Genomic DNA, 13412 nt, shown 5'->3' with positions numbered 1-13412 from the left:
TTTTATCTCGTACATCTATGCCCGCTATCTGGGAACAAATCGTAAAATCATACGATAGGTGGGAACGAATGACTCTTGATAATAGCCCCCTTGTTCATTTTCACTTTCCGAGATCCACTTAGGATATGGCCCATAAAATCGACCGGTCAAATGGAAAGGGACACTTGAATATGGTGCAACTTGTGCCAAGCGTTGTTCACTTCTTCGTCCATATAAAGAAATTTTGGTTTCATTAGACATCAACTGTAATTCCAATAGTGGTTGTTTGATATCAGAGAATTTTTTCGGTTGTCCTTCTTGCAATGGCGCGTGATCTAAAGGATTTTCATCCTCCCTTAACAAGGTGACCCCTGCATCATCTTCAACAATGAACTGATTCACATACGTATCAACAGAAAGATCTGAATGATTACGTATCTCGTAATCTGGACTAACAAATTCACGATTAGTTTCCTCGCCTTGGTAGAGGGATTCGAACACCATTTTCGTCGGTATGGAAACTTTTAGATGATGGATCTTCGAACTAACATCAATGCCTATTGTAAACTGATAGGCTTTGTTCCCTACTTGAAATGTAGAAAAATACGTGCCATCGTCCACTTCATCCTTGGTTAAATCCGTAGCTACGATTTTAATTTCCTGACTGCGATCGTCCTGTGTCAAAACATCGTGTGCTGTTGCCTGACTTTCCTTCAGAATCAATTCATGGAGTTCTGCTTCACTGGTTAATCCCTCTAACTTATTACGTTCTAATGTAAAGTGATTTGCAGTGTAGTCGATCCCTTTGATTACCTTTTCGTCAATCGTCAAATCACCAGTTGTTTCGACGGATGGTTTAGCAATAGCGAGCGTTACCTGTGTGTCTGTTGCTAAACGCTCATTTTCTGCTAAGGGTATCTCAAACTGTCGAATCCGTTGATCTGCATCTTGGTAATCTCCCCACTTGATCCTCGGTGATTCTTTAGTTACACTGACTGTTTGTCCCGCTGTATTTTGGTAAGTGATTGTTCGACTATCCGTTACTTCTGTCATCCAGCCAGTGATTGCTGTTGATTGGTCACTTAATGGCTCTAATGTTGCCACTAATTCTTCCGGACGAGAACGTTCCCATACATAAGTTCCTGGATGATTTCCGTCGTAATTTGCCATAAATTCGTTTGAATTCTCAAAAGCGATTGTTCGAACTGAACTATCCAAACTTTCTTCAAGCACCCATCGTCCTGTATATTCCGCTGTAGGAACGATAGTTCGTAAGCTGGTATTTCCGATAACTGATTCTTCTCCTAATTTAAGGGATGAAAGTCTTAATGCAAGATAGAACATGCCACTAATATTTTTATTTCTTGTGTCCCAATTGCTCAAATCTAATTCAGCTAGCGAAGAGGAAGACATAAATAAATTCCCCATATCGATCACATTCCCAACATCCCATTGACTGACATCTAGCTTTCTTAAATTGGTCATCCAAGCAAATGTGTGACTCATGCTAGTTACATTAGACACATCCCATTGACTAATATCTAGCTCTTTTAGCGCCGAAGTACGTGCAAACATCTCATCCATATTCGTTACCTTAGATGTATTAAAGTTTCCTACACCTTCAATACTTTCTAACTGTCTTGCCCCGTTAAAAAGAGATGCGCTATTTTCCGGTAAAAATACCTCGTTGGTGACAATGATCGTTTCAACTTCAGAATGGCTTTTCCATGGCGCTTCTGGGACCGATCCAGCGATTCCACCATACAAATGGATCGTTTTCGTTGCCTCGTCGTATTCCCAAGGGACAGTTCCCCATAACTGCTGGTTCTTCCGATAAGTATAGGTGACTATTTGCTCCACATTCGTGAAAACCCCTGTTGCATTTTCCGGTTTAACAAGCAATTCCCACCCTTCGATTTCTTTTGCTTCTGTACGATATGCTTCTCCGCTAAATCCCGTTAAAATATCGCTTTGAGCTAACTCATTACCCTCTTCGTCCACATACCTTACGACGACACTACCTTGTTGCAAGCGTTCATAATTGGCTTGGACGCTCACAGGTCCCGTACCCATTCGTAAACTGGTATTCGCCAGATTACTATTCGTTATGGTTGCCCCATTTTGGGTTCGAAACTGCCAATTGACAAAACGATAACCGGTAGCTGGATTTGCATTCAAATTGATGGTTGCTCCTTGGGCAGCGGATGAAGCTGAAACCCTAGGATTGCCACCAATCGTTGGATTTGCCTGCACACTCACACTATGGGTGATTTGTTCGTAGACTGCTCGAATTGACGAATCTCCTGCCCCCATCGTAATGGATGTACTTTGACTCGTTCGGTTTGCAATAGTCGCGTTTCCAGAAACAGGCTCCCATTGAACAAAGCGATATCCATTCGAAACGTTGGCATGGATCGTGGTCGTTTCACCTTGTGCCAGTATTGTTTGATCCGCTCTTGGATTTCCTCCAGCATTTGGAGAAGATTGGAAAGTTAAATTGTAAACCCTCTCATATATTGCTCGTATCGTTATCGTCTCATGTACTGGTGGTCCTATAGGGCCACCAGTAGAGATATTAAGACTTGTTGTTTCTGCATTTAGATTGCCTATCGAAGCATTCCATCCGTTGATTAGCTCCCATCGAACAAAACGAAACCCTTGGTTCGGATTTGCACTGATAGTGTATAATAAACTTCCCCCAGGCGGAGTTATATGTGGCATAGAACGAGGTCTACCACCTTCTGAAGGGCTTGTTTCAAATGTGATTGTTGCATTTCTCTCTACTCCTAAACTTGGATCATTTTGGCTTTCGGGTGCAGGTTCACTAGTTTCTGATCCATAGGCAAAATGAAAAGGTAGATGGGTCAAAAGAATCACTAATACGGTCATTAAGATGATTATTTTACTATTTATTTTGCTTTTCATTGGTACTCCTTAACTTTTAGCTGTTGCAACAAGCGAATATTCTTTCTTTGTTAGAGTTCTTATAAATTAACAACGTGACTATTCATCAGACAATTAATCATTGATATCTCTAATCGATAAAATTTTTATCGATTAGAGATACTTTTTTTTATGCGCGTTGCTCTTTAGGGGAAGAACTACGCAATTTCTCTGAACTCTTGCGTTGCATGATTTCTGCTGATTTGCTTATGCTTGCTTCCATTTTGTTTTGCAGTTTACTAGGACCAGGAATACTTGTAGCCAAGGAAGGCGATAACGTTTTTTGAGTAAGTCTTCGCTGCTTCACTTCATGAGAAGTCCCTGTGCGTTCACTCACATTGAATAAAGCCTCTGCTTTTGTGAAATCGCCTTTCATAGCTAGTGATCGAGCTTCTCCTATAATATTCAATTCGTTTTTTAATTCATGGATCTGATTTTTTAATTGACGATATTTTTCGCGGTTAAAAATATACTTACTAAAAAAATTGATTCGCTGTTTTTTACTTTGTAATTCGGCTAATTCATTTTGTTTTGTGTTGACTTTCATACTGTATTTCTCTAAATTATGATTTTTTACAATTTTTTCTTTCAATTCATGGATTTTTTCAATAGCGGAATGAGTATCTCGATGGTAGCCTTGGTCTTCTTTCCAGGTTTCGATAAAATTTCCGAGTGCTAGTTCACTTTGTTTTTCATTTTTCTTAAACCTGCCATAGAAACCCGCGTCATTAAAACTATTTTTCATCTTCAGGTCATATCTTTTTTTATGCATGTCGATATTCTCACCTAATTCCTTGATGTTTTTTTCATCCTTTGATGAATCATACTGAAATTTATACTCCTCAAAAAAATTAGATAGTTTTTCAAATTGTTGATCCAGATCGTGGTGGATCATTTTTTGGACATTTTTTAAATCTGTTTTGACGATCGTTGAGTCCCTATTCGCTTGCCCAGCTATGCCTGTTTTGTCTGTAAGTTCATGACTCTTAGCTGATTTGAGACGTTCAGTTTCTCTTTCTCTGATCAACTGTGTTTTCTCCGCTTCTAATTTTTCATAGCGGGGATCACTCATATCTTTGATACGGTTTATTTGCGCTTGTTTCTCTGAAATTTTTTCCGTTAATTGCTGAATCTTTTTAGGATCAGTTTTTACTTCAGTTACTCTCGAGGTACTGGATGAAGCGGCCGACTGTCTTTCATTCCGCGCAGCGATTTGTTGTCGCACCTTATTTCTCTCTGCTACTAAGCGATCGTATTCAGGATCATTGATATCTTTTATGCGTGCAATTCTTTGGTTTAATTTTATGAGTTGTTCATCCATTATCATTCCCACTTTCTTAAAGAAATCCTTTATCTGTCTTCGCGATATTATTTATGAACAAAATGACTTATTTCTTATTTTTATTTTTCTTTTGTAACGAACGTTTGAATCCCTCTGACGATCGAACACTCTCCAAATAAACGCGTTCTTGCTCTCTCTTGTTTTCTTCTATCCTTTTCGTTGTTTGGATTCGCTTAGTTTCGCGACCGTTTCTTCGTTGTTCATCACTCATACGCTCATATTCCATTCTTTCTCCTCCAATCAGGATGCCTCCAATTGATCATGAGAATTCTTTATGATCTTTGCAATGACGGTCTTCTAGTTAACTGATTATTTTTTGATAATTGATTGATTTTATTACTTTTACTGATTGCCTCTTTTTTTACTGTGGAAAAGCTCAATTTTTTGATTTTAGCAACGGATTGTTGTTTTGCCGCTTTCACTGTTTTGACTTCGGCTGATTTAATTCTTCGTTGTGAAGAGGTAGCACCAATACCGAGTGTCTTTATACTCTTTAATAGATCAAACTTCATGAAGTTCGCTCCTAATTTGTATAAAAACTGAAAAAGGTTCCGATTGGTTTTTGTTGCGATATTTTTTACAACAGGCGCTTTTTCTTTCGCAGCTTCCAACTTGACAGGTTGTTTTTTAGTTGCCTTCGTCGTATTAGCAGATGCTTCTAAAGGTGATTGCTCTTTTTCTTTCTTTTTTGTGATTCTATTTTTGATCATCTTCGTCACTTTTACGACAAATCTTCCTAAATATTTCAGTCCCATAAAACCAAATTTAGGTGTTTTCAAGGATGTTTTTTGTAGCATTTTTACCTCTGGATCTGGCTGTTCATTGGTGATCATCGAACTCCTCCTTTAAATCAAACGTTTGGTATCATTTATTTTTACATTTAGTTCGCTTTTTTAGTTGTTTCCAAAAGACAAATGCAACCATTGACGTCCCTACTACAGTTAAGGAAATACCTGCTTGACTATTCAATCTTGGTAGCGAACGCTTCTCTTCTTTTCTTCTGATTGCGACCCCATCATTCTTTTTAGTTGAAGTTTTTTTGTTAGTTGTTTGGTCCACCGGTTTTGTCTCAGGGTACTTATCCTTATTATCATTAGGTTTGTCTTCCTCTGGTATCGGCTGCTCCTCATTCCTAACATAGATGAAATTTATCTCTTGCTTCTCATCTGTAAATACACCTGTAGGTTGGCCGATGGTTTCTTTTACTTCCCAACCAGCTATTTGCATTGGCTCCGCCTTAAAAGCTTCTCCCCAACGTCCAAGTAGAATGTCCATTCGATTTTTTTCAGGTGCTTCCTCAAAAATGTGGTTGACGACTACTTGACCGCCAACTTTACGCTCGTATTGGATCGTTAACGTTTGTGCTTGTTCTGTCACTATCACTTCTGGCAACTCACCTTTTACTTGCCAACCCGCTTCTTTTCGTGGCGTCATTTCAAAACGATCACCGACATTCCCGACATCTGTAATCACTTCGTTCGTATTCATAGAAGAATCGCCAATGAATTCATGATTGACGGTGATGGCACCTCCAGGTTTCCGCTCGTATTGGATCGTCACCGTTTGTGCTTGTTCTGTCACTATCACTTCTGGCAATTCACCTTTTACTTGCCAACCCGCTTCTGTTCGTGGCGTCAATTCAAAACGATCACCGACATTCCCGACATCTGTAATCACTTCGTTCGTATTCATAGAAGAATCGCCAATGAATTCATGATTGACGGTGATGGCACCTCCAGGTTTTCGCTCGTATTGGATCGTCACCGTTTGTGCTTGTTCTGTCACTATCACTTCTGGCAACTCACCTTTTACTTGCCAACCCGCTTCTTTTCGTGGCGTCATTTCAAAACGATCACCAACATTCCCGACATCTGTAATCACTTCGTTCGTATTCATAGAAGAATCGCCAATGAATTCATGATTGACGGTGATGGCACCTCCAGGTTTTCGCTCGTATTGGATCGTCACCGTTTGTGCTTGTTCTGTCACTATCACTTCTGGCAACTCACCTTTTACTTGCCAACCCGCTTCTTTTCGTGGCGTCATTTCAAAACGATCACCGACATTCCCGACATCTGTAATCACTTCGTTCGTATTCATAGAAGAATCACCAATGAATTCATGATTGACGGTGATGGCACCTCCAGGTTTTCGCTCGTATTGGATCGTCACCGTTTGTGCTTGTTCTGTCACTATCACTTCTGGCAACTCACCTTTTACTTGCCAACCCGCTTCTTTTCGTGGCGTCATTTCAAAACGATCACCGACATTCCCGACATCTGTAATCACTTCGTTCGTATTCATAGAAGAATCGCCAATGAATTCATGATTGACGGTGATGGCACCTCCAGGTTTTCGCTCGTATTGAATCGTCACCGTTTGTGCTTGTTCTGTCACTACCACTTCTGGCAATTCACCTTTTACTTGCCAGCCAGCTTCTGTTCTAGGTGTCAATTCAAATCGATCGCCCACATTCCCCACGTTTGTGAATCGTTCACTGCTATTCATACTTGAAGCACCGATAAATTCGTGGTTCACCGTGATCGCTCCGCCCACCGTTGGATTCTTTGTATAGACAAATTCAACAAGTCTTTCCGGACCAGCTGCCATCTGACCGGAAGCACTTGCGCTTCCAGATGATAATCTGCTGAAGGTATATCCCGGAATGACTGGAGGTGTATACGCATAGTTTTGACCAACCTCCATTTGTTCTACCAGTGGATCTCGGAGTTCATTACTTTCCTCATCGATATATCTCACTCTGATTAAATTTTTTGTTCGCAGTGACAATGTGCCCAAATTAAGATTAGTAAGTGTAATACCCCCTACATTAATCGGGTTGTTTCCAAAAAAATCAGCAGTTGTTGGATCAATTGCCCATGTATCTAAATAAAGCGAACTCAAGTTAAGATTGATTGAGTTAGTATGGCCATTTGCCGCACTCACCTGTGACCTAGTAACTGTCACATCAACTCTTGTAAGATTTCCCGTAGTCGGGCCAACTACCCTGCTAATGGTCACTCCCGAAGGAAGATTTGTCGCGGTCACCTCACCTATGCTAAAATTACCTGGCAGATTTGGTGACTTTCCATAACGCATCTGAGTATAAAAGTAATTGGGGACAGGCGTATTTCCACTCTTACCTCCCGTCAGTGCTGGAATCCAACCACCTCGGTCTGCCACCAGGGCGTAGGTAGGAATATTAACCGAAAAACTCACACTATCCCCCACATCAACCCCCAAAGAACCATCTACTTGTGGTGTAGCATTGATTTGTTGAGAGATTGCGTTTTCTCCTTCGTCATACAACCATGCACGTAAGCTCTTTCCTTGATGGATCTCATTGAGCATATAATCATTAAAAGTAGCATAAACACTCACTGGAAAATGCAAGAGCAACAAGATGACGCTAAATATGCTCATTAGTTTGATTTTATTCATTGAATCTCTCTCCGTATTCTTTATTTTTCAAAAGATATTTGACCTTTCAGTAGGGGCTTGCCACTGACATTATTACTCTTCGAAATTGCTTTTTGTTTGATTGAATCAAATGCCTCTTTGACGGCCGGCTGACGATTGATTCCCTTATTCTGTTCAGTAATCTGTGGATTACTTTCAGATTTTGTATTATCCAACCGATGTCTTGCGGCTTCACCTAATTGATTCGTCGTACGGTTATCACGAGAGGACTGTGATGGTGGCTCATGAATATCCGCTTTCACATGAAGTGTTTCATGGGTATTGAACGAATTCGACCGACTTGAACGATTCGCTTCATTTTGGGTTTTGTTTTCTGTCTCTTGACCATAGACCCATGCATATGGACTTTTTTCCATTGATTTCGTCTCATTACTAGCGAGTTTTATGCCATCTTCTTTTGAACCAGCACTTTTTATTGACGAATTATCATGGGCAGGTGCCCGATCATCCTTATCCACTTTTTCATAGGCTTTATCAAAATTCTTATCTACCTCTAAAGAATTTTTTTCGATTGTTTCTTTTTGTGTTGTGGTTTCTAATGTTTGATCTTCTTTTTTATAAAACTTTCTTTGTAGTGCATGCAGTCCTTTACTCAAGGCGGTCACACCAAAGGAAACCGCAAGTGCCATTGCAATAACTGAAGTTACTTTGTACATAAATAACGGAGTTGAAGTGGCTATCGCAAATATATATGGTGCTATTACTGGTGTCAGTGCGATACCAATTCCTGCTACAACTATCCCAACACCAAAGATGATGGCGAGAGATTTCCAATTTCTTTTAAAATAACCCTTTACAGATTTGTCTTTTTCTGAATTTTCAGGACTGACTTTTTCTGATGAGTGATTCTGTTGTTTTGTTTTTGCTGTTTCTTTCTCATGAGCGGCAGTTTCTCTTTGAATTGATTTTTCTTTTGGATCAATCACTCGATCTTCTAAGTTTCTCTGTCGACTTCGTTCTGCCTGGCGATAGGTTTGTATTCTAGAACGAAGTTTAAGAATATAGTTGATGAGTTTTGGTCCATAAACGGCAATCAAAATAGTCACGTAAATAAACCGAGTTAATGGTAGTCCATACATAGCAAAGTAAATTGGAACGATACCTAAAATGCCAGTTACCCACATACTGATCAACGGCCAAGATGCTAATGGTAGTAAGTTCAACAAAAGTCTTCCGATTTGAATCGCTCGGCTTTTTTTTGTATGGATTTTCTTTTTTTCTGTAAGCGGTACTGATCCTGGCAATTCTACATCGTCGTTCATAGAATCGGTCTCAGTAGATTTATCCGTTTTATCTGAAGCATTCTCATTTAAACCAAAAGTATCACTACTCACGTCTATTCCAAGTTTATCTAAAGAATCAACTGTGCTTTGCGACTGCTTTTTATCCATTCCTCCAGTTGCTGTACTCGTTCCATCCAGTTTCGTTGATCTCAGTTCACCACCTTCACGCATCTGATTTCTCATTTGGCTGTTTTGAGTGTCAGAGGCAGATTCCTCTACTGGTGGATGGGAACTATCTATTTGAGTAGCTGTTTGGGTATTTGTTTCAGGTGGTACTTTCTCTACTGGATTAAATTTGAGTTTATCAGCTAACAATTCACGGATTTTTTTCGTATTACCAGCAGCGATACCTGTTTGATCAGCAGAGTTAGCAGTAGGTTGGTTGCTTGTTTCTTTTCTACGATCTAGCTGATCGGCTATAGCAGTTTCTTCTGATTTTGATCCATCACTACTTGTTACAACAGGATTTTCAAATTGGTCTCGGCGTTGACGAAATCTTTCATTAGCCAAGCCATTTTGTTGTTGGAATGTTTCGTTAGAGACACTAGCTTCAGTTTCTCTCCCATTTCTGGACTCGTACTGTCTTCGCATCTCTTCAACTCGACCCGTTGATTCGGAAACTGGTCGGTCATTGGGAAGATTACTCGCTTTTTCAAACTGGTCTCTCGCTGCCCTCACTCGACCCGTTGATTCGGGAACTGGTCGCTCATTTGGATGGGCATTCGCTTTTTCAAACTGGTCTCTCGCTGCCCTCACTCGACCCGTTGATTCGGGAACTGGTCGCTCATTTGGATGGGCATTCGCTTTTTCAAACTGGTCCCTCGCTGCTCTCACTCGTCCCGTGGATTCTGGAGCTGGTCGGTCGTCAGGAAGGTCACTCGCTTTTTCAAACTGATCTCTCGCTGCTCTCACTCGACCCGTTGATTCGGGAACTGGTCGCTCATTTGGATGGGCATTCGCTTTTTCAAACTGGTCCCTCGTTGCTCTCACTCGTCCCGTGGATTCTGGAACTGGTCGCTCATTTGGATGGGCATTTGCTTTTTCAAACTGGTCCCTCGTTGCTCTCACTCGTCCCGTGGATTCTGGAGCTGGTCGGTCGTCAGGAAGATTGCTCGCTTTTTCAAACTGGTCTCTCGCTGCCCTCACTTGACCCGTTGCTTCTGTTGCAAGGCGGTTATCACTTTTTACACTAGGATTTTCAAATCGAGCGCGACGGTTTTGGAATTCTTCATTCGTCAAGCCGGTTTGATTCGATTTTATTTTATTTGCAGATGATGAATCATTCGTATCAACTGCGCTTTCGTTTACTTTACGTACGCTTTCACTACTGTCATGCCTGGTGATAGCTCTATGATAAGAAGTTCCTTGATGTTCACTCTCTCCACGACTCTTTTTCTTTGAAAGTGATGGTTCACTGCTTGTACCAGTCAGGTTTTCAAATCGAGCACGAAGATTTTGAAATTCTTCGTCAGCCCTACCAGTTTGACTCAATTCTGCATTGTTTGTCCTTAATGAGTCATTGTTATCTATCCTACTAGCTTGACTTTCTTGCACTAGCTCACTACTTCGTTGCTGCCTAGGTGGATTTTGATAAGTAGCTGTCTGATAATTATCCGGTTCGCTTTGGGTTGTTCTCTCGATGACTGGTGGTTCGTTACTTGGTCCAGGCAGATTACCAAATCGGTCTCGATATCTTTGAAATTCTTCGTTCGCCCTACCAGTTTGATTCCATTCTGCATTGTTTGTCCTTAACGAGTCATTGTTATCTACCCTACTAGCTTGAGCTTCTTGCACTAGCTCACTACTTCGTTGCTGCCTAGGTGGATTTTGATAAGTAGCTGTCTGGTAGTTAGCCGGTTTTCTTTGATTTGTTCTCTCAATGACTGGTGGTTCGTTACTTGGTCCAGGCAGATTGCCAAATCGGTCTCGATATCTTTGTATTTCTTCATTCGACCTACCAGCTGAACCCGATTCTGCATTATTTGTCCTTAAGGTATCGTTGCTATCTACCCTGCTTGCTCTGCCTTCTTGTACTAGCTCACTACTTCGTTGTTGCCTAGGTGGATTTTGATAAGTAGCTGTCTGATAATTATCCGATTCGCTTTGAGTTGTTCTCTCGATGACTGGTGGTTCATTACTTGGTCCAGGCAGATTGCCGAATCGGTCTCGATATCTTTGTATTTCTTCATTCGACCTACCAGCTGAACCCGATTCTGCATTATTTGTCCTTAAGGTATCGTTGCTATCTACCCTGCTTGCTCTGCCTTCTTGTACTAGCTCACTACTTCGTTGTTGCCTAGGTGAATTTTGATAAGTAGCTGTCTGGTAGTTATCCGGTTCGCTTTGGGTTGTTCTCTCAATGACTGGTGGTTCGTTACTTGGTCCAGGCAGATTGCCAAATCGATCTCGCCGTCTTTGAAATTCTTCGTTCGTCATGCCGGTTTGATCCGGCTCTGCTTTATTTGTGGGTGATGATTCATTCGTATAGACTGTGCTTTCGTTTCCTCTACGCACAAATTCGCTAGTACCTTTTAATGAAGGAGCCTTTTGATAGGACGATGTTCCTTCATCTCTTTGGCTCCGTCGATCTGTCGGTTGATTTTGCCTATTTTGAACGTTCAGCGAATCGTTCTTTTGCGGGGTTCTCCATCTAGATGACTTTCGACTTTCTAATGGTGAATGATCATTTGATGAATGATTCAGACCTTCATAGTATTGTCGCAATCTGTTGACTGTTCCTGATGGTACTCCAGCTGAATGCGGTTCTTTATTAAAAGAACGTTCTTTTTCAAATTGTTCTTTTAAATCACTCACTTTAAGCCTTTCATGGTGTTCTTCTTTTGTATATTGATTCGTCGTGTGGACAGAATTTACGTGCATCGAGACATTCTCTTTGATCTGCTCATTAGATAAAACTTCTTGCTTTACGTTGTCTCTCTTATTGAGTGAGGCTTGTTCTGCAAATCTTCTTTCTTGTTCAGCCACTAATTTAGGACTTACTAATTCGTCAGATGCTTGTAACTGTGTGTTTGACGTAAAAGTGGGTGCCGCATCTTTTGTCCTTGTTTCTTGCTCACGTATATCTTGTTTTAAGACGATCATCCGCGATTTATAAATGGAGAATCTCAACGTATTGTAGTCTGATGGATCAATGTTTTTGAGCATCCTTTCAAATGATTGTTTTAAATCATTTGTCTTTTCTTCGTTCACTTCTTTTCTTGAAGAAATCAAGTCTAGAACGAAGTGGAATTCTTCTCTGAAAGTTTCAGGATTACTATCCAATATTGCTTTTGCTTGAAACTCATTGAATACTTTTTCTTCATGAGGTTTTACTGATTTTATTGAAATATCTTTGTTTATATATTCTTTAAGATAGTCTTCGTATTTTTTATAAAACATCGGTCTCCTCCATTCAATGAAGAATTTTTTAGAGTCGATTAACCATTCAAGCGATGTTCAAGTAATTGTTCTAAAGATGAATTTTCTTCTCTAAAAATACCTGTTTGAGTTAATCGCACAGCTTGATGTGGTTTTTCGTAATCATTTACCCATAAAAACATCCCTGGGAGGGAATGCATGCGATAACCGAATTGTGTCTCTTCTAAGGTGACCTCAAATGTCATCACTGCTGAATTTTCATCTGTGACTGATAGTTCAAGTACACATAGCGTCTCAGAAATATCTTCAGAAATGACGCGATAGTAAAAAATTCGACTTATTTCGTTTCCGTCTTCCACTTTTCTTTGGACAAATGTGTCTTCTGTAAAATCAATCAACACTTGACTATTCATCGTCGTTCCCGTCCAACTACCTTGAAGTAACACGTCATTCCATTTTTGACTGATTATCTCATCGATTTCTTCCCCACTGGAATCAATAATTTCTTTGGCCCTTTCCATCAATGCAACACTAGGATAGAAATAGGTCGTGTTCCCTTCATTGTCTTCATAAAAGAAAATCGTTTCGCCTAACCTTGTCATCAGCTCAAAAGAAACTTCCTCTTTCTCTTTGTCCGTCAGAACAAGCTTTGTATCTACTAAGCGATACTGACCCGTTGTGAGCCAACTGGTACTTTGATAAGTTCCGTCATTTTTTAATTCCAAAACCATGCCATCCGCTCGATCAGAATACCAAATACCTCTATAAACTAAGGCTTCATTTCTTTCTACTAAATTTAGGTCCTCTTTTCTTTGCTCGCTTGCAGACAAAGGCTTACTACTAGCGGTACCTTCCGAGTTTTCATTCGTACCGCTATGAAAAAATAGCGAGTAAAAAATAAAACTGAACATGGTGATGAAAATGCCGATAGCTATAAACACGATTCTTTTTCCTTCTTTTGACTCAACTATATTTTTTATTTGTTTCATTGTTTATCTCTTTCTCTC

The 13412-nt window shown here is 40.3% G+C and carries 7 protein-coding genes; all 7 read right to left on the bottom strand.

Annotation, left to right across the window (positions count from 1 at the left end; all coding sequences use genetic code 11):
- Window positions 1-24 precede the first annotated feature (24 nt).
- Window positions 25-2904, bottom strand: coding sequence for an InlB B-repeat-containing protein (locus EM4838_RS06140; RefSeq protein ID WP_071867235.1), 2880 nt, complete (start codon window positions 2902-2904; stop codon window positions 25-27).
- Window positions 2905-3052: 148 nt separating this feature from the next.
- Window positions 3053-4243, bottom strand: coding sequence for a hypothetical protein (locus EM4838_RS06135; RefSeq protein ID WP_071867234.1), 1191 nt, complete (start codon window positions 4241-4243; stop codon window positions 3053-3055).
- Window positions 4244-4310: 67 nt separating this feature from the next.
- Window positions 4311-4490 carry a hypothetical protein gene (locus EM4838_RS06130; protein ID WP_071867233.1) on the bottom strand — a complete coding sequence of 60 codons (180 nt, stop codon included), beginning with the start codon at window positions 4488-4490 and terminating at the stop codon, window positions 4311-4313.
- A 46-nt stretch (window positions 4491-4536) separates the two neighbouring features.
- Entirely contained in the window at window positions 4537-5097 is a 561-nt protein-coding gene (locus EM4838_RS06125; protein ID WP_071867232.1) for a hypothetical protein, read from the bottom strand.
- A gap of 31 nt (window positions 5098-5128) precedes the next feature.
- Window positions 5129-7705, bottom strand: coding sequence for a MucBP domain-containing protein (locus EM4838_RS06120; RefSeq protein WP_100917249.1), 2577 nt, complete (start codon window positions 7703-7705; stop codon window positions 5129-5131).
- A gap of 20 nt (window positions 7706-7725) precedes the next feature.
- Window positions 7726-12426: a hypothetical protein gene (locus tag EM4838_RS06115; protein WP_100917248.1), complete on the bottom strand. Its 4701-nt coding sequence runs from the start codon at window positions 12424-12426 to the stop codon at window positions 7726-7728.
- A 38-nt stretch (window positions 12427-12464) separates the two neighbouring features.
- Complete coding sequence (locus EM4838_RS06110; RefSeq protein ID WP_071867944.1) at window positions 12465-13394, bottom strand: hypothetical protein; 930 nt, start codon at window positions 13392-13394, stop codon at window positions 12465-12467.
- Window positions 13395-13412: the final 18 nt, after the last annotated feature.

This window comes from Enterococcus mundtii, assembly GCF_002813755.1.
Lineage (GTDB): Bacteria > Bacillota > Bacilli > Lactobacillales > Enterococcaceae > Enterococcus_B > Enterococcus_B mundtii.
This window is presented reverse-complemented; position numbering and strand designations above follow the sequence as displayed.